Origin of the sequence: Nocardioides lentus (assembly GCF_039529515.1) — a bacterium.
Lineage (GTDB): Bacteria > Actinomycetota > Actinomycetes > Propionibacteriales > Nocardioidaceae > Nocardioides > Nocardioides lentus.
Genome location: NZ_BAAAMY010000005.1, coordinates 434,079 through 454,858 on the forward strand (window position 1 = coordinate 434,079; position 20,780 = coordinate 454,858).

Annotated in this window: 15 protein-coding genes and 3 riboswitches; of the genes, 10 read left to right on the forward strand and 5 right to left on the reverse strand. The window is 76.9% G+C overall.

From position 1 onward, the window contains the following. Window positions 1-336: 336 nt before the first annotated feature. Genes ABD158_RS13020 through cobN form a run of 3 tightly spaced genes read right to left on the reverse strand, consistent with a single transcriptional unit; the run spans window position 337 to window position 5,450 of the window. Window positions 337-1,071 (reverse strand): SDR family oxidoreductase, encoded by a 735-nt coding sequence (locus ABD158_RS13020; protein WP_344007831.1) that lies wholly within the window; start codon window positions 1,069-1,071, stop codon window positions 337-339. Between the two features lie 9 nt (window positions 1,072-1,080). After that, window positions 1,081-1,833 carry a precorrin-6A synthase (deacetylating) gene (cobF, locus tag ABD158_RS13025; protein WP_344007833.1) on the reverse strand — a complete coding sequence of 251 codons (753 nt, stop codon included), beginning with the start codon at window positions 1,831-1,833 and terminating at the stop codon, window positions 1,081-1,083. Beyond that, on the reverse strand, window positions 1,830-5,450 hold the full coding sequence (gene cobN / locus ABD158_RS13030; RefSeq protein ID WP_344007835.1) for a cobaltochelatase subunit CobN: 3,621 nt from the start codon (window positions 5,448-5,450) through the stop codon (window positions 1,830-1,832). Before cobN ends, cobF begins: the two co-directional genes overlap by 4 nt. A gap of 53 nt (window positions 5,451-5,503) precedes the next feature. Further along, window positions 5,504-5,580: riboswitch (cobalamin riboswitch) on the reverse strand. A gap of 577 nt (window positions 5,581-6,157) precedes the next feature. Further along, a riboswitch (cobalamin riboswitch) is annotated at window positions 6,158-6,353 on the forward strand. Between the two features lie 54 nt (window positions 6,354-6,407). Here cobN and ABD158_RS13035 point away from each other — a divergent pair. From ABD158_RS13035 to ABD158_RS13060, 6 genes are read left to right on the forward strand one after another with little or no spacing between them, the layout of a single operon-like run. Beyond that, window positions 6,408-7,442, forward strand: coding sequence for an ABC transporter substrate-binding protein (locus ABD158_RS13035; RefSeq protein ID WP_344007837.1), 1,035 nt, complete (start codon window positions 6,408-6,410; stop codon window positions 7,440-7,442). Window position 7,443: 1 nt separating this feature from the next. Then, window positions 7,444-8,517, forward strand: coding sequence for a FecCD family ABC transporter permease (locus ABD158_RS13040; protein ID WP_344007839.1), 1,074 nt, complete (start codon window positions 7,444-7,446; stop codon window positions 8,515-8,517). Then, entirely contained in the window at window positions 8,514-9,302 is a 789-nt protein-coding gene (locus ABD158_RS13045) for an ABC transporter ATP-binding protein (protein WP_344007840.1), read from the forward strand. The genes ABD158_RS13040 and ABD158_RS13045 overlap by 4 nt, the downstream gene beginning before the upstream one ends. Continuing rightward, entirely contained in the window at window positions 9,299-10,216 is a 918-nt protein-coding gene (locus ABD158_RS13050) for a nitrite reductase (RefSeq protein ID WP_344007842.1), read from the forward strand. The genes ABD158_RS13045 and ABD158_RS13050 overlap by 4 nt, the downstream gene beginning before the upstream one ends. Beyond that, window positions 10,213-10,878, forward strand: a complete 666-nt coding sequence (locus ABD158_RS13055; RefSeq protein ID WP_344007844.1) for a precorrin-8X methylmutase — start codon at window positions 10,213-10,215, stop codon at window positions 10,876-10,878. Before ABD158_RS13050 ends, ABD158_RS13055 begins: the two co-directional genes overlap by 4 nt. Then, complete coding sequence (locus ABD158_RS13060; protein WP_344007846.1) at window positions 10,875-12,401, forward strand: precorrin-2 C(20)-methyltransferase; 1,527 nt, start codon at window positions 10,875-10,877, stop codon at window positions 12,399-12,401. Before ABD158_RS13055 ends, ABD158_RS13060 begins: the two co-directional genes overlap by 4 nt. 31 nt (window positions 12,402-12,432) lie before the next feature. Here the strand turns inward: ABD158_RS13060 and ABD158_RS13065 are convergent, their stop codons facing one another. Together ABD158_RS13065 and cbiE are read right to left on the reverse strand one after the other, a co-directional pair. Continuing rightward, window positions 12,433-13,176, reverse strand: coding sequence for a cobalt-precorrin-4/precorrin-4 C(11)-methyltransferase (locus ABD158_RS13065; protein WP_344007848.1), 744 nt, complete (start codon window positions 13,174-13,176; stop codon window positions 12,433-12,435). Further along, a complete protein-coding gene (gene cbiE, locus ABD158_RS13070) occupies window positions 13,173-14,441 on the reverse strand; it encodes a precorrin-6y C5,15-methyltransferase (decarboxylating) subunit CbiE (RefSeq protein WP_344007850.1) in 1,269 nt (422 codons plus the stop codon). Before cbiE ends, ABD158_RS13065 begins: the two co-directional genes overlap by 4 nt. A 176-nt stretch (window positions 14,442-14,617) precedes the next feature. Then, window positions 14,618-14,805: riboswitch (cobalamin riboswitch) on the forward strand. Between the two features lie 77 nt (window positions 14,806-14,882). On the opposite strand from cbiE, the gene ABD158_RS13075 reads away from it, so the two are divergent. The 4 genes from ABD158_RS13075 to cobBC are packed head-to-tail and all read left to right on the forward strand — an operon-like array spanning window position 14,883 to window position 20,777. Next, window positions 14,883-16,958: a VWA domain-containing protein gene (locus tag ABD158_RS13075; protein WP_425573204.1), complete on the forward strand. Its 2,076-nt coding sequence runs from the start codon at window positions 14,883-14,885 to the stop codon at window positions 16,956-16,958. Continuing rightward, the gene (gene bluB, locus ABD158_RS13080) at window positions 16,955-17,635 is read left to right on the forward strand and encodes a 5,6-dimethylbenzimidazole synthase (RefSeq protein WP_344007854.1); all 681 of its coding nucleotides are present in this window, start codon (window positions 16,955-16,957) and stop codon (window positions 17,633-17,635) included. Before ABD158_RS13075 ends, bluB begins: the two co-directional genes overlap by 4 nt. Before the next feature lies 1 nt (window position 17,636). Further along, window positions 17,637-18,251 carry a cob(I)yrinic acid a,c-diamide adenosyltransferase gene (gene cobO / locus ABD158_RS13085; RefSeq protein ID WP_344007856.1) on the forward strand — a complete coding sequence of 205 codons (615 nt, stop codon included), beginning with the start codon at window positions 17,637-17,639 and terminating at the stop codon, window positions 18,249-18,251. An 18-nt stretch (window positions 18,252-18,269) separates the two neighbouring features. Next, window positions 18,270-20,777, forward strand: coding sequence for a bifunctional hydrogenobyrinic acid a,c-diamide synthase/histidinol phosphate aminotransferase CobBC (cobBC, locus tag ABD158_RS13090; protein ID WP_486348021.1), 2,508 nt, complete (start codon window positions 18,270-18,272; stop codon window positions 20,775-20,777). Window positions 20,778-20,780 lie beyond the last annotated feature (3 nt).

Below are 20,780 nucleotides of genomic sequence, written 5' to 3' on the forward strand. Positions count from 1 at the left end.
TTTTTTGTGCCGCTGCCGCCGAAGAAGGGGTAGTCGGCGCGGCGTCCGGGGGGTCTCGACGGACGCTCCCTCGCTGGCGCTCGGTCGCTGCTCGACCACCGGGACGGCACCGCTCTGCGCGGTGTCCTGAGCCTGTCGAGAGGAGCCCGCGGCGTCGAGACCGCCGGGACGGCACCGCTGAGGTGGTCGAGCAGCAGGCGAGCTCTGCGAGCCCGCGGCGTCGAGACCACCGGGACGGCACCGCTCTGCGCGGTGTCCTGAGCTGTCGAAGGGAGCCCGCGGCGTCGAGACCGCCGGGACGGCTGCTGCGCGCGCGGCGTCGGGACCGCCGAGCCCTCAGCTGTCCTGGCCGATGGCGCGCATGAGCACCTCGTTGATGCCGTGGCGGCGGGGCCGGGTGAGCATGAAGACGATGGTGTCGGCGACGTCGCTGGCCTCGAGGGCCTCGAGCTCGCCGAAGTCGCGCCCGCTGGTCATGTCGGTGACCACGAAGCCGGGCTCGACCAGACCGACCCGCACGTGCTGCGGGCCGAGCTCCTGACGCAGCGCCTCGCAGAAGGCGCCGACGGCGTGCTTGGTGGCGGCGTACACGTTGCTCGTTGGCTTCGGCACCCGCCGACCGCTCGCGGAGGACACGGTGATCAGGTCCGCGACGCCGCGCGCACCCTTCGCCGCCTCGACGAGGTGGGGCAGCGCCGCGTGGCTGGAGTGCAGGACGCCGTGGAGGTTGACGTCGACCATCGTGTGCCACTCGTCGAGGTCCGCGTCGACGGCCAGCGACATCGACCCGACGCCGGCGTTGTTGACCAGGACGTCGATGGCACCGAGGTCGGCGGCGACGGAGTTGACCGTGTCACGCACGGCGGCGGCGTCGGTGACGTCGACCTGGTAGGCGCGCGCGTCGCCGCCGGTGGTCGCGATGTCGGCGGCGATCTCCTCCAGCATGTCCGTACGACGGGCCAGCAGCGCCACCGTCGCGCCCTCCGTCGCCAGCGCCCGGGCCGTCGCCTCGCCGATCCCGCTCGACGCGCCGGTCACCACGACGCGCACACCGTCCAGTCGTCCGCTCATCCGGCCACCCTAGAACGGGGCCGGCGCCCGCAGCAGGTAGGTGTCCAGCACCCACCCCGCCGTCTCCCGCGCCGCCGCGCGGGCGGCCCGCAGGTCGTCGGCGACCTCACGCACCCGTCCCGCGACCAGACGCTCGGAGGGGGTCCCGAGGTTGGCGCCCCAGCGGATCGTCCACTCCTGCAGGCCGAGACCGGGGTCGAGGCAGGCCAGGTCGCCGTCGAGCATCACCACGACGTTGGGCGTGCCGGCCGCCAGGTCCCGCGCGAGCCGACGGCCGGTGGTCAGCAGCACCGGCTCCCCCACCGCGTGGAGCACGACGCCGTGGCGCGCCGCGAGCAGCTGCGGGGCGGCGACACCGGCCACGACCTCGACCCGTGCGCCGAGCCGGGCGGCGACGGCGTCGACCACCCGGATCGTCGAGTCGTACAACGACGGGTCACCCCACACCAGGAGCGCCGGGTCGCCGTCGCGGGCGCTGATCGCCGCGCCCCACGCCTCCGCGCGGGCGGCGTGCCAGTCGGCGACCTCGCCGCGGTAGTCCGCCGGGGTCCGGCCGCGCGGCGGGTCGGGCACCTCGACCACGGCGAGCCCCGCGCCGGCCGCGACCGCTGCGCGCACCGCCAGCAGGGGGTCCCGCTCGTCGCTGCCGCGGTGCTTGCGCGCCGCCACGACGTACGACGAGGCTGCGAGCGCGCGGGTCGCCTCCGGCGTCAGGTGGTCGGGGCCCATGCCCATCCCGACCACCCGGATCGTGCGGCTCACCGGTCCTCGAGGTCGCCCTCGAGGTCGAGGTAGACCTGCTGCATCGCGGCCAGCAGCCCCGGGTCGGGCTCGGTCCACAGGCCGCGGTCGACCGCCTCGTGCAGCTTCTCGACGATGCCGCGCAGCGCCCACGGGTTGGAGGTCCGCATGAAGGCCTGGTTGGTCTCGTCGAGCACGTAGGACTGCGCGAGCTGGGCGTACATCCAGTCGTGCACCACCCCGGTCGTGGCGTCGAAGCCGAAGAGGTAGTCGACGGTCGCGGCCAGCTCGAAGGCGCCCTTGTAGCCGTGGCGCTGCATCGCGGTGATCCAGCGCGGGTTGACCACGCGGGAGCGGAAGACCCGGTTGGTCTCCTCCTGCAGGGTGCGGGTGCGGACCTGGTCCGGCAGGGTCGAGTCCCCGACGTACGCCGCGGGCTCGGCGCCGGTCAGCGCGCGCACGGTCGCGACCATGCCGCCGTGGTACTGGTAGTAGTCGTCGGAGTCGGCGATGTCGTGCTCGCGGGTGTCGATGTTCTTGGCGGCCACCTTCATGCGGCGGTAGTTGGCCCGCATGTCGTCGGCGGCGGGCCGGCCGTCGAGGTCGCGGCCGTAGGCGAAGCCGCCCCAGGCCGTGTAGACCTCCGCCAGGTCGGCGTCGTCACGCCAGGTGCCGGACTCCATCAGCTGGAGCATCCCCGCGCCGTACGCACCGGGGCGGGAGCCGAAGATCCGCGTCGTCGCGCGGCGCTCGTCGCCGTGCTCGGCGAGGTCCGTCTGGGCGTTGGCCCGCACGTGGTTGACGGCCGCGGGCTCGTCGAGGCCGGCGACGAGCCGCACCGCGTCGTCGAGCATGGCCACGACGTGGGGGAAGGCGTCGCGGAAGAAGCCCGAGATCCGCACCGTGACGTCGATCCGGGGGCGGCCGAGCTCCTCGAGCCCCATCACCTCCAGGCGGCCCACGCGGCGCGAGGCCTCGTCCCAGACCGGGCGGACGCCGAGCAGTGCGAGGACCTCGGCGACGTCGTCGCCCGACGTGCGCATGGCCGAGGTGCCCCACACCGAGAGGCCGACCGAGCTCGGCGGCTCGCCGTGGTCGGCGACGTAGCGCTCGACGAGCGAGGCGGCCATGGCCTGACCGGTCTCCCAGGCCAGGCGGCTCGGGACGGCGCGGGGGTCGACGGTGTAGAAGTTGCGGCCGGTCGGCAGCACGTTGACCAGCCCGCGCAGCGGTGAGCCGGACGGCCCGGCGGGCACGAACCCGCCCTCGAGCGCGTGGAGCACCGCGTCGAGCTCGTCGGTGGTGCGGGCGAGCCGCGGGACGACGTGCTGGGCGGCGAAGCGCAGCACCCGCTGCACCTCGGGGTCGTCGTGCAGACCCGCGGCCTCGGCCGGGTCCCAGTCGCGGGCCTCCATCGCGGAGACCAGCGCGCGGGCGCGGGTCTCGATCTCGTCGACGGCGCCGGTGGCCTCGGAGTCCTTGAGGCCCAGGGCGGTCCGCAGGCCCGGCACGGCGGCCTCGCCGCCGCCCCAGACCTGCTGGGCGCGCAGGATCGCGAGCACCAGGTCGACGCGGACGTCGCCGACGGGTGCCCCGCCGAGCACGTGGAGGCCGTCGCGGATCTGCGCGTCCTTGATCTCGCAGAGCCAGCCGTCGACGTGGAGCAGGAAGTCGTCGAACTCCTCGTCGTCGGGCCGCTCGTCGAGCCCGAGGTCGCGGTGCATCTCGGCGGCGTGCATCAGCTGCCAGATCTCGCCGCGGATCGCGGGCAGCTTGGCCGGGTCCATCGCCGCGATGTTGGCGTGCTCGTCGAGCAGCTGCTCGAGGCGCGCGATGTCGCCGTACGTCTCGGCGCGGGCCATCGGCGGGATCAGGTGGTCGACGACCACGGCGTGGGCGCGCCGCTTGGCCTGCGCCCCCTCGCCGGGGTCGTTGACGAGGAACGGGTAGACCAGCGGCAGGTCGGCGATCGCGGCGTCGGTGGCGCAGCTCGCCGACAGCGCGGCGTTCTTGCCGGGCAGCCACTCCATCGAGCCGTGCTTGCCGAGGTGGACGACCGCGTGGGCGCCGAAGCCACCGTCGTCGGGCTGGGCGCGCAGCCAGCGGTACGCGGCGAGGAAGTGGTGGGACGGCGCGAGCTCGGGGTCGTGGTAGATCGCGACCGGGTTCTCGCCGAAGCCGCGGGGCGGCTGGATCAGCAGGACGACGTTGCCGGCCTGGATGGTGGCCAGCACGATCTCGCCGGCGTCGTTGGTGAACAGCGTGCCCGGCGCCTCGCCCCAGGCGGCGACGACCTCGCCGCTCAGGTCGGCGGGGAGGTCGGCGGTCCAGCGGCGGTAGTCGTCGGGGGCGATCCGCACGTGGGCGTCGGTGAGCTGGGCGTTCGTCAGCCACTCCTCGTCCTGCCCGCCGGCGTCGATCAGGGCGTGGATCAGCGCGTCGCCCGCGCGGGTGTCGTCCTCGGGGGTCCCACCGGGCAGGTCCAGGCCCGGGATCTCGCCGGGCGCACCCAGGTCGTAGCCGGCCTCGCGCATCCGGCGCAGGAGCCGGATCGTGGAGACCGGGGTGTCCAGGCCGACGGCGTTGCCGACCCGGGCGTGCTTGGTGGGGTACGCCGAGAGCATCAGCGCGACGCGGCGCTCGGCGGGCGGCGTCCGGCGCAGGCGGGCGTGGTTGACCGCGATCCGCGCGGCGCGGTCGCAGCGCTCGGGGTCGGCGACGTAGCGCGGCAGGCCGTCGGCGTCGACCTCCTTGAACGAGAACGGGACGGTGATGATGCGGCCGTCGAACTCGGGGATCGCGATCTGGGTGGCGGAGTCGAGCGGGGAGACGCCGTCGTCGCTGGCCTCCCACTCGGCGCGGCTGGAGGTCAGCGACAGCGCCTGGAGGACGGGGATGTCGAGGGCCGCGATGCGGGCGACGTCCCAGGCCTCGTCGTCCTGGCCGCCGGCCTGCGCGTCGGCGGGCACCGAGCCGCCCGCGGCCAGCACCGTGACCACGAGGGCGTCGAGCCGGCCGAGCTCCGCGAACAGCTCGTCGGGCGCCGAGCGCAGCGACCCGGCGTACACCGGGAAGCCGAGGGCCTGGCCGGTGGCGTCGACGGCGTCGGCGAGGACGTGAGCGAAGGCCTGGTTGCCGCTCGCCTCGTGGGCCCGGTAGTACAGGACGCCGATCTTCGGCAGGTCGGTCGCCGTCGGGTCCTCGGGCGGGGCCTCGCGACCCCAGCCCCAGGCCGGGATCGAGACCGGCGCCTCGAAGCCCTCGCCGGTGAGCAGGACGGTGTCGGAGAGGAAGGCGTGGAGCTCGCGCAGGTTGGCCGGGCCACCCTCGGCGAGGTAGCGGTGGGCCTCGGCCGCGATCCCGACGGGCACGGTCGAGAGCTCCATCAGCTCGGCGCTCGGGGTCTGCTCGCCGCCGAGCACGACCATCGGCATGCCCGTGGCGCGGATCCGCGCGAACCCGCTGCACAGGTCGCTCGGGTCGCCCAGGATCCGGCCGACGACGAGGTCGCACCCCTCGAGGGTCTCGGCCATCGACTGGTGGCCGGGCCGGGCCGGGTTGGCGTGGACCCAGTCGGCGCCACTGGCGCGCGCCGAGAGCAGGTCGGTGTCGGACGTCGAGAGCAGGGCGATGCGCATCGCGGGTCCTCCCCGGGGTTCGCGCCCCGTGTGCGGTGGAGTGCCCTCGCGGCCGGTGTCTGACTACGGCCGGTCCTCGCGGACCGGCCTCACAGTGGCGGAACCGTCCCGGAGTCGCACCGGGTTCCCGCGTCCGCGAGGACGTGTGCGGCTCACCCTAGCCCCCGCCCGCCCCCGCCCCGCCGAGTCGGCAGCTGTGTGCGGCGTGCACCCGGGCGGCGCCGAGTCGGCAATTGTGTGCACCCGGGCGACGCCGAGTCGGCGCGAACTCCCGCCGGGCGACGACGAGTCGGCGCGAGCTCCCGCCGTACGACGGGGCGCGCGCTCGGCGGAGCGGCCCACCCGAGTGACTTCGCGACGACTCGACGCGTGCGCACCCCGCCGACGAGGCGCCGAGCCGGCACGACCTCCCGCCGTACGACGAGGCGCCGAGTCGGCACGACCTCCCGCCGACGAGGCGCCGAGTCGGCACGAACTCCCGCCGCACGACGGGCGCGCGCTCGGCGGAGCGGCCCACCCGAGTGACTTCGCGACGACTCGACGCGTGCGCACCCCGCCGACGAGGCGCCGAGTCGGCACGACCTCCCGCCGTACGACGTGGCGCGCGCCCGACAGCCGTGAGAGAAGGGGACTTCGCGCCGACTCGACAGCCCCACGCCGCACACAGCTGCCGACTCGGCGGTGTGGCGCCGACCCCGGTCGGGGTTGCTAGTGTGCCGAGCGCCAGTCGCCTCACGGCAAGGGAACCCGGTGCGACTCCGGGACTGACGCGCAGCGGTGAGGGTGACGGGCGGGGCACGTGGTCCCCTCACGGGGACGACAGCCACTGGGACACCGGTCCTGGGAAGGCGCTCCGTCCGGTCGAACCCGAGTCCGAAGACCTGCTGGCCCGCCCCGCGACCCGGGGCGCGTCCACGTGGGTCCCGCGTGCCGGACCCGGCGATGCGAGGAGCGCCCGTGCGCCCTGTGGTCCCCGTCCTGCTGCTGACCGGCAGCCTCGTCCTCGGCGCCTGCGGCGCGACCGGCCCCGGCGAGCCCGGCGCCGGAGCCGCGGCCGACCGGCCCGTCACCGTCGACGACTGCGACCGCGAGGTCACCGTCGACTCCCGCCCGGAGCGGATCGTCTCGCTCAACCAGGGCACCACCGAGATCCTGCTCAGCCTCGGCGTCGCCGACCGCATGGCCGGCACCGCGCAGTGGACCGACCCCGTCCTGCCCGCGCTGGCCGACGCCAACGACACCGTGCCCCGCCTCGCCGACGACGCACCGTCGCTGGAGAGCGTGCTGGCGGCCGAGCCCGACCTGGTGACGGCCTCGTTCACCTCGACCCTCGCCGAGGGCGGGGTCGCGCCGGTCGGGACCTTCGAGTCCTACGGCGTCCCGACCTACCTGTCCCCCGCCGAGTGCGGGAAGGTCGAGGTCGGCGACACCGACGGCGAGCGCGAGGGCGTGCTGGAGATCGGCACGATCCACGACGAGGTCCGCGACCTCGCCACGCTGGTCGGCGCCGAGGCCGAGGGCGACGAGCTGGTCGCCGACCTCGAACGGCGGATGGCCGCCGTCGAGCCGATCGAGCCCACCGCCGCGACCGGCGGGGAGCCGGTCTCGGTCATGTACTGGTTCGCCAACGCCGAGTCGCCCTACCTCGCCGGCTGCTGCGGGGGGCCCGGCATCGTCGACCGGGCGCTCGGCCTCGACAACGTCTTCGCCGACCAGACCAACGAGTGGCCGCAGGTCGGCTGGGAGGCCGTCGCCGAGCGGGACCCCGACGTGATCGTCCTGGGCGACCTCACCCGCCGCAGCCAGACCGCCGAGACCGCGGCCGCCAAGATCGACTACCTGGAGTCCCACCCCGTCGCCCGGGAGATGACGGCGGTGCGCAACGGCCGGTACGTCGCGCTCGCCGGCGCCGAGCTCAACCCCTCGATCCGCACCGTCGACGCCGTCGAGAAGGTCGCCGCCGGGATCCGCGAGCTCGGGCTGGGTCGCTGAGGTGAGCACCACGATCGAGCGCCCGGCCCCCGCCCGCGCCCCCGCCCGACCCCGCCTCGCCGTCGTACGGCGGCCGTGGCTGCTGGGACCGGCCTGCGCGGCGCTGCTCGTGGTGTCGGTGGCCGTCGCCACCACGGTGGGGCCCTCGACGCTCGGCCCCACCGACGCGCTCGCCGTGGCCTGGTCGCGGCTCACCGGCGCCGAGTCGGGCCTGACGCTGCTGCAGGAGGGCATCGTCTGGGACCTCCGCCTGCCCCGCGCCGTCCTCGCCGCCGTCTGCGGCGCGGGCCTGGCGCTGGTCGGGGTCGTGCTGCAGTCGCTGCTGCGCAACCCGCTGGCCGACCCCTACGTCCTCGGCGTCTCCTCCGGCGCCTCCTCCGGGGCGGTCGCGGTCGCGGTGCTCGGCCTGGGCGCGGGCACGCTGGGCCTCGCGTCGGGCGCCTTCGTCGGGGCGGTCGTGTCGTTCGGGCTCGTCCTCGCGCTCGGGCTGCTCGCCGGCGGCACCCCGGACCGGATGGTGCTCGCCGGCGTCGCCGCGACCCAGCTGTTCTCCGCGCTCACCTCGTTCATCGTCTACACCGCCGCCGACGCCGAGACCACCCGCGGCGTCATGTTCTGGCTGCTCGGCTCGCTGTCGAGCTCCACCTGGGACGACGTCGTGCTCTGCGGCGTCGTCGTCGCGCTCGGCGCCGCCGTCTGCTGGGCGGCCGCCGGCACGCTCGACGCCTTCATGTTCGGCCACGACGCCGCCGCGACGCTCGGGGTGCCGGTCACCGCCGTGCGGGTGGGACTGTTGGTCGTCACCGCGCTGATGACCGCGGTCGTGGTGTCGACCTGCGGCGCCATCGGCTTCGTCGGCCTGGTGCTGCCCCACGCGGCGCGCGCGGTCGTCGGCACCGGCCACCGCGCGCTCGTCCCGACCGCGACGGTCCTCGGGGCGATCTTCCTGGTCTGGGTCGACACCGCCGCCCGGGTCGTCATCGCCCCCCAGGAGCTGCCCGTCGGCGTCGCCACCGCGCTGGTCGGGGTGCCCGCGTTCGTCGTGATCCTGCTGCGCCGGCGGAGCCGGCCGTGAGCGCCCTGACCGCCCACGCGGTGTCGTGGGGCGTCCGCGACCGGCTCGTGCTCGACGGGGTCACGGTGCGCGTCGCCGAGGGCTCGACCGTCGGGCTGCTCGGGCCCAACGGGTCCGGCAAGTCCTCGCTGCTGCGCGTGATGGCGGGCCTGCGGCCGGCCTCCTCGGGCGTCGTCCGGCTCGGGCGCGACGACCTCGCCGACCTCGGCCGCCGCAGCGTCGCCCGCCGCGTCGCCGTCGTCGAGCAGGAGTCGACCACCGACGTGGACCCGCTGGTGCGCGAGGTCGTCGCGCTCGGACGGCTCCCCCACCGCCGCCCCTGGGCCCCGGAGTCCGAGGCGGATCGCCGCGCCGTCGCCCGCGCGGCCGCCGCGATGCGCACCGAGCACCTCCTCGAGCGCCGCTGGGCCAGCCTGTCCGGCGGCGAGCGGCAGCGCGTGCAGCTCGCTCGCGCCCTGGCCCAGGAGCCCACCGAGCTGCTCCTCGACGAGCCCACGAACCACCTCGACGTCCGCCACCAGCTCGAGCTGCTCGCGCTCGTCGTGGCCGCCGACACCACGACCGTCCTCGCCCTGCACGACCTCAACCTCGCCCTCGCCCACTGCGACGAGGTGGTCCTCCTCGCCGACGGCCGCGTCCGGGCCGCCGGCCCGCCCGCCGACGTGATCACCCCCGACCTCGTCGCCGAGGTGTACGGCGTGGAGGCGGTCGTCGAGCGCGCCGCCGGCGGGGCCACGTGGGTGCGGTTCGTCCGGCCCCTGCCCTCCGCGGCGGCCGGCGCGTGAGCGCGCCCGTGCGCTCGCGCGCCGACCGCTGCCCCGGTCTCGCCCGCCCGTGGCTGGCCGACGACGGCGCCCTGGTCCGGCTGCGCCTGCGCGGCGGGCTGCTGCCCGTGCCGACGCTCGCGCGGCTCCTCGACGTCGCCGCCACGCACGGCGACGGCGCGGTGCACCTGACCCGCCGTGCCAACGTGCAGCTGCGCGCCCTGCCCCACCACGACGGCGCCGTCCTCGACGAGGTCGCCGACGCCGTGCGGGCCACCGGGCTCGTCCCGTCCGCGTCCCACGAGCTGGTGCGCAACTACCTCCTCTCGCCGCCCGCGCCCGACCCCGCCGCCGCCCCCGCCGCCGCCCCCGCCGCGCGCGCCGACCTGCGGGGCCTCCTCGACGACCTCGACACCGCGGTCTGCGCCTCCCCGGTGCTGGCCGGGCTCTCGGCGCGGTTCCTCCTCGTCCTCGACGACGGCCGCGGCGACGTCGTCGCCCGCTCCGGCGACCTCGGCCTGGTCGCGCTCTCGCCCGACGAGGGCCAGCTGCGGGTCGGCGACTCCTGGGCGCCCGTCGTCCGTCTCGCCGACGCGGTCGGAGCGCTCGTCGCCCTCGCCGAGGCCTTCGTCGTGGCCCGCGGCGCCGGCCCCGAGGCGCCGTGGCACGTGGTCGAGCTGCCCGCCGCCGCCCGCGCGGACGGGGGCGCTCCGCTCGACCACCCCCTGGCCGCGCCCACCCCGCCGGACCCGCGCCTGCCCGCCCCCACCGCGCCCCCGCCGTACGACGCGCGCCACGTGGCCGTGCCCGCGGGCCGGCTCACGGCGGCGACCCCGCTGCCCGTCGGCGACGGCGACCTCGTCGTCACCCCCTGGCGCTCGCTCGTCCGCCTGCCCGCCGCCGACCCCGCCCGACCCGAGGGAGACCCCGCATGACGCCCCCCGCCGCACCGAGGCGCCGCTACGCCTACGAGGCCGACGGCGCGGCGATCTACGCCGACTCCTTCGCGACCATCCGTCGCGAGACCGACACCTCGCACCTGCCGGCCGACGCCGAGAAGGTCGCGGTCCGCATGGTCCACGGCACCGGCCAGACCGACCTGGCCCGCGACCTCGTCGTGCACCCGGGATTCGCGTCCGCGGCCCGCGCCGCGCTCCGCGCCGGCGCCCCGATCCTCGTCGACGCCCACATGGTCGCCTCCGGCGTCACCCGCGCCCGGCTGCCCGCCGACAACGAGGTCGTGTGCACGCTGCGCGAGCCCGGTGTCGCGGACCTCGCCCGGGCCTGGGGCACCACCCGCTCGGCGGCCGCGCTCGGCCTGTGGGGCGACCGGCTCGACGGTGCCGTCGTGGCCATCGGCAACGCCCCGACCGCGCTGTTCCACCTCCTCGAGATGCTCCTGGACGGCGCGCCCCGGCCGGCGGCGATCGTCGGCTGCCCCGTCGGATTCATCGGTGCCGCGGAGTCCAAGCAGGCCCTCGCCGACCTCGCCGCCGACCACGGCGTCGACGTCCCCCACCTGACCGTGCGCGGTCGTCGCGGCGGGTCCGCGATGACCGCCTCCGCCCTCAACGCACTGGCCCAGGAGCAGGAATGACCGGTCACCTGTACGGCGTCGGGCTCGGCCCCGGCGACCCCGAGCTGATCACCCTCAAGGCCGCCCGCCTCATCGGCGCCGCCGACGTGGTGGCCTACCACGCGGGCGTCGGCAAGCAGTCGCACGCGCGCGCCATCGCCGCCGACCTGCTCGTCGACGGGGTCCTCGAGGAGGAGCTGCGCTACCCGGTCACGACCGGCACCACCGACCACCCCGGCGGCTACGCCGGGGCCCTCGCGGACTTCTACGCCGAGTGCGCCGACCGGCTCGCCGCCCACCTCGACGCGGGCCGCGACGTCGTCGTGCTCGCCGAGGGCGACCCCATGTTCTACGGCTCGTTCATGTACCTCCACGACCGCCTCGCCGACCGCTACCCCTGCGAGGTCGTGCCCGGGGTGCCCGCGTTCGCGGCGGCCGCAGCGGGTGTCGCGAGCCCGCTGGTCCGCCAGACCGACGTGCTCACCGTGCTCCCCGCGACGCTCCCCGAGCCCGAGCTCGCGCGCCGTCTCGCCGACACCGACGGCGCGGTGATCATGAAGCTCGGCCGCACCTTCCCCGCCGTACGACGGGCGCTCGCGGCCGCCGGCCGGCTCGAGGACGCCGTCTACGTCGAGCGCGCCTCGACCGGCGAGGAGCGCGTGCTGCCGGCCGCGGACGTCGACCCCGCGCAGGTGCCCTACCTGTCGCTTCTGCTCGTCGACGGCGACTCCCGCAACGGCCGACGCTCCCGCGACGCCGTCGCCCCGGAGCCCGCGGCCCCGGTCCCCGGGGCGGCCGGCCCCGCGCCCGCCCGGCTCGTCGTCGCGGGCCTCGGTCCCGGCCCCGACGGCTGGCTCACCCCCGAGGTGACCGACGCGCTCGCGGAGGTCGACCACGTCGTCGGCTACGCGCCCTACGTCGACCGGGTGCCGCAGCGCGCCGGCCTGACCCGTCACGCCTCCGGCAACACCGTCGAGCTCGACCGCGCCCGCCTCGCGCTCGACCTCGCGCTGCGCGGCGAGCGGGTCGCGGTCGTCTCCGGCGGTGACGCGGGCGTCTTCGGGATGGCGACCGCGGTCTTCGAGGCCGCGAGCGCGGACCCGGCGTACGACGCGGTGGACGTGCGGGTGCTGCCCGGCGTCAGCGCGGTCCAGGCCGTCGCCGCGCGGGCCGGGGCGCCGGTCGGCGCGGACTTCGCCGTCCTGTCCCTCTCGGACCGCCTCAAGGGGTGGGACGTCATCGAGCGCCGCCTGCGGGCGGTCGCCGAGGCCGACCTCGTGCTCGCCGTCTACAACCCGGCGTCGCGCTCGCGGACCGACCAGGTCGCCAAGGCCGCCGCGGTGCTCATGAGCGTCCGCGAGTCCGACACCGTCGTCGTCGTGGGCCGCGACGTCGGCCGCGCGGAGGAGTCCCTGACCGTCACCACGCTGGGCGACCTCGACCCGGCGAGCATCGACATGAAGTGCCTGCTCATCGTCGGCTGCTCCACCACCCGCGTCACCGCCACCGGCCGCGTCTGGTCGCCCCGCTCCGTGACCTCGTGACCCGACCCCGGCGCCGGAGCGGTCGGGCGTCTCAGGTCCGGGGTCGCGCGGCGTCGTAGAGGTGGGACTCGCCGCCGCGGGCCGGGTCGAGCACGCGCCCGACGAGGATCACGGCGGCCTGGCGCAGGCCGGCGTCGGCGACCTGCCCCCCGATGTCGGCGAGCGTGCCCCGCAGCACGAGCTCCCCCGGTTGGCTCGCGCGGTGCACGACCACCGCCGGGCAGTCCGCGCCGTAGGACGGCACCAACCGCTCGGCGAGCTCCGCGGTCCGGGTCACGGCCAGGTGCAGCACGAGCGTCGCCCCCGTCGCCGCGAACGTCTCCAGCCCCTCGCCCTCCCCCATCGCCGTCGAGCGCGCCTGCGCGCGGGTCAGCACGACCGACTGCGCCATCAGGGGCACGGTCAGCTCGCGACCCACGAGCGCGGCCGCGGCGGCGTACGACGGGACACCGGGGGTGACGTCCCAGCCCACGCCCGCGGCGTCGAGGCGGCGCGTCTGCTCGGCGAGCGCGGAGTAGACCGACGGGTCCCCCGAGGTCAGCCGGACGACGTCCCGCCCGGCGGCGTCGGCCTCGACGAGGGCAGCGGTGATCCGGTCCAGGTCGAGGGCCTGGGAGTCGACGAGCCGCGCGTCGGCGCGGCAGTGGGAGAGCACCTCGGCGTCGAGGTAGGTGCCGGGGTAGACGACGACGTCGGCGCGCCCGAGCATCGTGGCGGCGCGCAGGGTGAGCAGGTCGGCGGCGCCCGGGCCGGCGCCGACGAAGTGGACGGTCACGGGGTCTCCTGGGCGGGATCGGTCGGAGCGGGATCGGGCCGGGCGGGATCGGGCCGGGCGTGGGCCCACTGGGTGACGGTGCGGGCCGGGGTCCAGCCGGTCATGCCGCCGAGCGGGGCGGCGGTCTCGACGGCGTGGCGGGTGAGCTCGCCGCCGTGGGCGGCGTGGGCGCGGGCGAGCACCAGCTCGGACTCGACGGTGACGGCGTGCGCGACGAGCCGGCCGCCGGGACGCAGGGCCGCGAGGCACGCCTCCAGCACGCCGGGCACCGTGACGCCGCCGCCGACGAACACCGCGTCGGGGGCGCCGTGCGTCGCGGCGAGGCCGTCGAGCGCCCCGGGGGCGTCGCCGCGGACCACGACCAGGCCGGGCACCCCGAGGGCGGCGGCGTTGCGCGCGACGCGGGCGGCGCGGTCGGGGTGGCGCTCGACCGCGACGGTGCGGCAGGTCGGGTGCGCGCGGGCCCACTCGACGCCGACCGACCCGGCGCCGGCCCCGACGTCCCACAGCAGCTGGCCGGGCTGCGGCGCGAGCCGGGCGAGCGCCGAGGCGCGCAGGTCGCGCTTGGTGAGCTGGCCGTCGTGCTCGTAGGCGTCGTCGGGCAGGCCCGCGGCCCAGCCGCCGAGCACGGGGCCGACGCAGTCCAGCGCGAGGACGTGCAGGCGCGGGCCCTCACCGGTCCACGCGGCGGCGGTGGCCTCCACGCGGGTCTCGGCCGACGACCCGAGGTCGCCGAGCACCGTCATCCGGGACCCGCCGTACCCGCGGGCGACGAGCAGCCGCGCCACCGCGGCGGGGGTCCGCTCGTCGGAGGACAGCACCACCAGCCGGGCGCCCGGCGACAGCGCCCGGCCGAGCAGGTCGACGTCGCGGCCGACGAGGGTCACGGTCGTCGTCGACTCCGCGGGCCAGCCCATCCGGGCGCGGGCCAGCGCGACCGACGACACGGCGGGGTGCGCCACGACGGCGTCGGCGCCGAGGAGGTCGACGAGCGTCGTCCCGACCCCGGAGACGAACGGGTCGCCCGACGCGAGGGCGACCACCGCGAGGCCGGGGTCCAGCGCGTCGAGCAGCGCGGGCAGCCTCTCGCGCAGCGGCGAGGGCCACGCCTCGCGCCGCTGCCCGACCACCTCCGGCACCAGCGCCAGGTGCCGGGCCCCGCCGAGCAGCACGTCGGCGGCGAGCACCCGGGCGCGCAGCGGCTCCGGCACGCCGGGCCACCCGTCGGCGCCGACACCGACGACGTGGATCCGCGGGCCAGGCACGACGGCGACCCTAGGACACCGCCGCGACCCCGGCCGCACGCCCCGGACCGGCGCCGGGCGTCGCGACGAACGAGGAGAAGGCCCCGATCCGCTCCCCGGTCCGGCCCCGGAGGTCGCTTCTGCTCGTTCTTCCCGACACGCCCACCCGGTCACCGGGCCGCGGCCACCGGTAGCGTCACCCGCGACAGGCACGAGGTGCCCACGGGTCCGGGGAGACAACCGGCGCCACGGGGAGAATCTGGGAAGCCGGTGAAAGTCCGGCACAGGGCCCGCTGCGGTGACCCACGGCGTCCCGTCCGCTCGATCCGAGCGCGGCGCGGCACACGTGGGAAGTCCGAAGACCGGCCTCGCGCCCCTATCCGATGGCGATGCGAGCGGGAGCCCCACGTGCCAGCGCACTACCCCTTTTCTGCCGTCGTCACCTCCGGTGACGACGACCCGATGGCCACCGCCCTGGTGCTGACCACGATCTCCCCCGCCATCGGCGGGGTCCTGGTCCGCGGCGAGAAGGGCACGGCGAAATCGACGATCGTCCGCGCCCTCGCGGCGGTCCTGCCCCCGATCGACGTGGTCGCGGGCGACCGGTTCTCCTCCGACCCGGCCGACCCGGCCCCGCGCTCGCCCGACGGCCCGTTCGGCCCCGAGGTCGGTGTCGAGACCCGGCCGGTGCGCCTCGTCGAGCTGCCCGTGGGCGCCACCGAGGACCGCGTCCTCGGCTCCCTGCACCTCGAGCGCGCGCTGAGCGAGGGCTCCGCCGAGTACGAGCCGGGCCTGCTGGCCCGCGCGCACCGCGGGATCCTCTACGTCGACGAGGTCAACCTCCTGCACGACCACCTCGTCGACCTGCTCCTCGACGCCGCGGCCATGGGCTCCTCGACCGTCGAGCGCGACGGGGTCTCCGTGGTCCACGACGCCCGCTTCGTGCTCGTCGGCACCATGAACCCCGAGGAGGGCGAGCTCCGCCCCCAGCTGCTCGACCGGTTCGGGCTGACGGTCGAGGTCGCCGCCCCGCGCGACCCGGCACGGCGCGTCGAGGTCGTCCGACGGCGCCTGGCCCACGACGCCGACCCCGACGGCTTCGCCGCGTCGTACGCCGAGGCGGAGGCCGCGCTGACCGCCCGGATCCTCGCGGCCCGCGGGGCCGTCGACCACGTCGTGCTCTCCGACACCGCCCTGCTGCGGATCGCCGAGATCTGCGCGGCCTTCGAGGTCGACGGGATGCGCGCCGACATCGTGCTCGCCCGCGCCGCCGTCGCCCACGCCGCCTGGCACGGCCGCGACCGGGTGGCGCGCCCGGACATCCGGGCCGCCGCGATCCTCGCGCTGCCCCACCGCCGCCGCCGCAACCCCTTCGACGCCCCCGGCCTCGACACCGAGCTGCTCGACCGCCTGCTCGACGGGTTCGAGCCCGACCCGCCCGAGCCCGACCCCGAGCCCCCCACGGGCGGCGACGACGGCGACGGCGGCGGTGACACCCCGACCGGGGGCTCCGACGGTCCCGAGGGCCCCGACGGGTCCGGCGACCCGGCGGCCGACGTCCCGTCCCCCGGCGGCAGCGCCGCGGACCGGCCGGGCGGGGCCGACGGCTCCGACGGCTCCGACGGCGGTGGGACCGGCCACGAGGGCGAGCCCGCCCCGGCCCCCGGGGCTCCCCGGGACGCCGAGGCGCCCGCCGGTCCGGGGGCGGCCTCCGCCACGACCGTCGGTGCCGGCACGCCGTACACGCCACGGCTCTTCACCGTCGCCGGCACCGGCACCGGCGAGGCCGGGCGGCGCAGCCGGGCCGTCACCGCGGCGGGACGCCGCACCGGCGCGCGCCGCCACGAGCCCGGCGCGGGCGGCGGTGTCGACCTGGGCGAGACGATCCGGGCGGCGGTGCCGCACCAGTGGGCGCGGGGCCGGCGCCCCGGTGGCCGGCTGCGCCTGGGCACCGACGACCTGCGGGTCGCGACGCGGGTGGGCCAGGAGGCCAACCTCGTCCTGTTCTGCGTGGACGCGTCGGGCTCCATGGCCGCGCGCCGGCGGATGGAGCAGGTCAAGACCGCGATCCTCTCGCTGCTGCTCGACGCCTACCAGCGCCGCGACAAGGTCGGCCTGGTCACCTTCGGCGGGGACTCCGCCGACCTGGTGCTGCCGCCGACCGGCTCGGTCGACGTCGCCGCGACCCGCCTGGCCGAGCTGCCCGCGGGCGGCCGTACGCCGCTCGCCGAGGGCCTGCTGCTGGCCGACCGGGTCCTGGCGCGCGAGCGGGTCCGCGACCCGCGGCGCCGGCCGCTGCTGGTCGTCGTCACCGACGGCCGCGCGACCGCCGGCGCCGACCCGGTCGCGCGCTCGCGCCGGGTCGCCGCCCACCTCGCGGAGCAGGGCACGGCCGGCGTGGTGGTCGACTGCGAGGCCGGCCCGTTCCGCCTCGGCCTGGCCGGGGTGCTCGCCCAGCACCTGCGCGCCGAGCACGTGCCGATCGCCGAGGTCAGCGCGACCGCGCTGACCAGCGCGGTCAAGGAGCGGGTCGCGTGAGCGGACCGTCGGGCACCGCGACCGTCCCCCCGCGCCCGCCGATGGACGTCTACGAGGCGATCGCGCGGCGCCGCGACGTCCGCACCGAGTTCTCCGGTGCGGTGGTCGACGACGCGACGCTGCACCGCGTGCTCGCCGCCGCGCACCGTGCCCCCAGCGTCGGCCTGAGCCAGCCCTGGGACTTCGTCGTCGTGCGGGACCCGGCGACCCTCGACGCCGTCGCCGCCCACGTCGCCGAGGAGCGCGCGGCGTACGCCGCCGAGCTGCCGCCCGAGCGCGCCGAGCGCTTCGCGCCCGTCGCCGTCGAGGGCGTGCGGGCGGCGCGCACCGGCGTGGTCGTGACCCACGACCAGTCCCGCGGCGGGCCGCAGGTCCTCGGTCGCCGGACCGTCCCCGACACCGGCCTGTACTCCACGTGCCTGGCGATCCAGAACCTCTGGCTCGCCGCCACCGCCGAGGGCCTCGGCGTCGGCTGGGTGTCGTTCTTCCGCGAGGACGTCCTGCGCGGGCTGCTCGCCGTGCCCGACCACGTCCGTCCGGTCGCCTGGCTCTGCGTCGGGCCGGTCACGGGCCTGGCCGAGGTGCCCGACCTCGAGCGGCACGGGTGGCGGCGCCGCCGACCGCTCGCCGCCGCCGTCCACCACGAACGCTTCACCCCCACCCACGAGGAGGCCTGAGATGCCGCAGGGCAAGGTCGAGCAGGTCCCGGACGACGGGCTGACCACCGCGCAGCGCCGCCGGCTGCCGCTGCTGATGGTCCACACCGGCGACGGGAAGGGGAAGTCGACGGCGGCGTTCGGGCTCGCGATGCGCGCCTGGAACCAGGGCTGGGACGTCGGGGTCTTCCAGTTCGTGAAGTCGGCGAAGTGGCGCATCGGCGAGCAGACCGTCCTCGAGCGGCTCGGCGAGCTGCACGAGACCACCGGCGAGGGCGGGCCGGTGACGTGGCACAAGATGGGCTCGGGATGGTCGTGGTCGCGCAAGCAGGGCGGGACCGAGGACCACGCCGCCGACGCGGCCGAGGGCTGGGCCGAGGTCAAGCGGGCCCTCGCGGAGGAGCGCCACGACCTCTACGTGCTCGACGAGTTCACCTACCCGATCCAGTGGGGCTGGGTCGACGTCGACGACGTCGTATCCACGCTGCGCGACCGCCCGGGCCGCCAGTACGTCGTGGTGACGGGCCGCCGCGCGCACCCCGCCCTGGTCGAGGTCGCCGACCTCGTCACCGAGATGACCAAGGTCAAGCACCAGATGGACCGTGGCCAGAAGGGCCAGAAGGGCATCGAGTGGTGACGGCATGGTGACGGCGTGGTGACGCTCCCCCGCGTCGTCGTCTCGGCGCCCGCCACCGGGCAGGGCAAGACGACGGTCGCGACGGGCCTCATGGCCGCGCTCGTACGACGGGGGCTCGCAGTCTCCGGCCACAAGGTCGGGCCGGACTACATCGACCCCGGCTACCACGCACTGGCCTGCGGCCGGCCGGGCCGCAACCTCGACCCCCACCTGGTGGGCGAGGACCGCGTCCTCCCGCTGCTGCGCCACGGCGCCGCGACCCCGACACCCGCGGACGTGGCCGTCGTGGAGGGCGTGATGGGCCTCTTCGACGGCAAGGTCGGCGCCGGCGGCTTCTCCTCCACCGCCCACGTCGCGGCCCTCACGCGGTCGCCGGTCGTCCTCGTCGTCGACGTCTCCCGGTCCTCGCGCACCCTCGGAGCCGTCGTCCACGGCCTCGCGACGTACGACCCCGCCGTCGAGGTCGCGGGCGTGATCCTCAACCAGGTCGGCTCCCCGCGGCTGGTCGAGGAGGTGTCGGCGGCCATCCGGCTCCCCGTGCTGGGCGCGGTGCCGCGCGACGAGGCGATGAGCGTGCCGTCGCGCCACCTCGGCCTCGTGCCCGCCGCCGAGCGCGCCGAGGCCGCCGCCACCCTCGACGCCCTCGCCGTGCGGATCGAGGACGCCGTCGACCTCGACGCCCTGCTCGCCGTGGCCCGCTCGGCGCCGCCGCTCGACGGCCCCGCCTGGGCCCCGTCCGCCGAGGTCGCCCCGCCGCCCGGGGCGGACCCGGCGCGCCGGCCCGTCGTCGCCGTCGCCGGCGGCCGGGCGTTCACGTTCCGCTACGCCGAGACCACCGAGCTGCTCGCCGCCGCGGGCTGCGAGCCGGTGGTCTTCGACCCGACGACCGACCCGCTGCCCGCCGGCACGGCCGGGGTCTACCTGGGCGGCGGCTTCCCCGAGGTCCACGCCGCCGAGCTCGCCGACAACACCACGCTGCGCAGCGAGCTCGGCGCCGCCGTGGCCGCGGGGGTGCCGACGGTCGCCGAGTGCGCGGGACTGCTCTACCTCTGCGAGAGCCTCGACGACACCGCGATGGTCGGCGCGGTGGCGGCCACCGCAGCGATGGCCCCCCGCCTGACCCTCCGCTACCCCGTCGCCGTCGCCGCCGGCGACAGCCTGCTGACCCGGGCCGGCGAGCAGGTCACCGGCCACGAGTTCCACCGGACCCGGACCACCCCCGAGCACGGCGACGGCAGCGTCGCCGGGGCCCCCCGGGCGGCGTGGCGGATCGGCGACGACGTCGTCGAGGGCTTCGCGACCGACACCCTGCACGCGTCGTACCTGCACACCCACTGGGCGGGCCACCCCCACCTCGCCCAGCGCTTCGCCGACGCCGTGCACGCGCGGGCCCGGCGGCGCGACGGGGTCGTCGAGGTCGCCGGGTCCCGAGGCCCGGCCGCGGGCGGCCCCGCGCCTCGACCGTCGGACCCGGGGGCCGACGACCTCCTCGCACCTCGACCGCCGACGCCTCGGGAGGTGGCCGACCCCCTGCGTCACCACGGCGACGCCGAGACCGGCGCGGGGCTGGTCGACTTCGCCGTCAACGTGTACGACGGGCCGCGGCCGCCCTGGCTGACCGCGGCGCTGCGCGACTCGCTCGAGGCCGTCGGCGCCTATCCCGACCCCCGCGACGCGGAGGCGGGGGTCGCCACGCACCACGGGCGCGACCCCGGCGAGGTGCTGGCGACGGCCGGGGCCGCCGAGGCGTTCACGCTCGTGGCGCGGCTGCGGACGTGGCGGCGACCGGTCGTGGTGCACCCGCAGTTCACCGAGCCCCACGCCGCCCTCGAGCAGGCGGGCCACGCGGTCACAGTCGTGACGACCCGGCCCGAGGACGGCTTCGCCCTGGACCCCGCGTCCGTGCCCGCGGACGCCGACCTCGTCGTGGTCGGCAACCCCACCAACCCGACCGGGACCGTCCACCCCGCCGCGACCCTGCGCGCGCTGGTCCGCCCCGGGCGGCTGGTGCTGGTCGACGAGGCCTTCATGGACACCGTCCCCGGGGAGACCGAGACCCTCGCCGCCGGGCCGCTCGGCGGGCTGGTCGTCACCCGCAGCCTCACCAAGCACTGGTCGATCCCGGGCGTGCGTGCCGGCTACCTGCTGGCCGACCCCGGGGTCGTCGCGGACCTGCGCCGTGCCCAGACGCCGTGGTCGGTCTCGACCCCGGCCCTCGCCGCGATCGCCGTCTGCTGCACGCCGGCGGCCCGCGCCGAGGCCGGGGCCCGCGCCCGCACGATCGCCGGCTGGCGCGAGCACCTCGTCGCCGGGCTCACCGCCCGCGGGCTCACGGTGGCGCCGAGCGGCACGTCGTACGTGCTCGTGCGGGTCGGCGCCGGGGTGCACGCGGCGCTGCGCGGGCGGGGGGTCGCCGTACGACGGGCCGACACCTTCCCCGGTCTGGACGACACGTGGGTGCGGGTCGCCGTCCGCGAGCCCGGCACGACGGCGCGCCTGCTCGCGGCGTACGACGACCTCGGCTGAGCC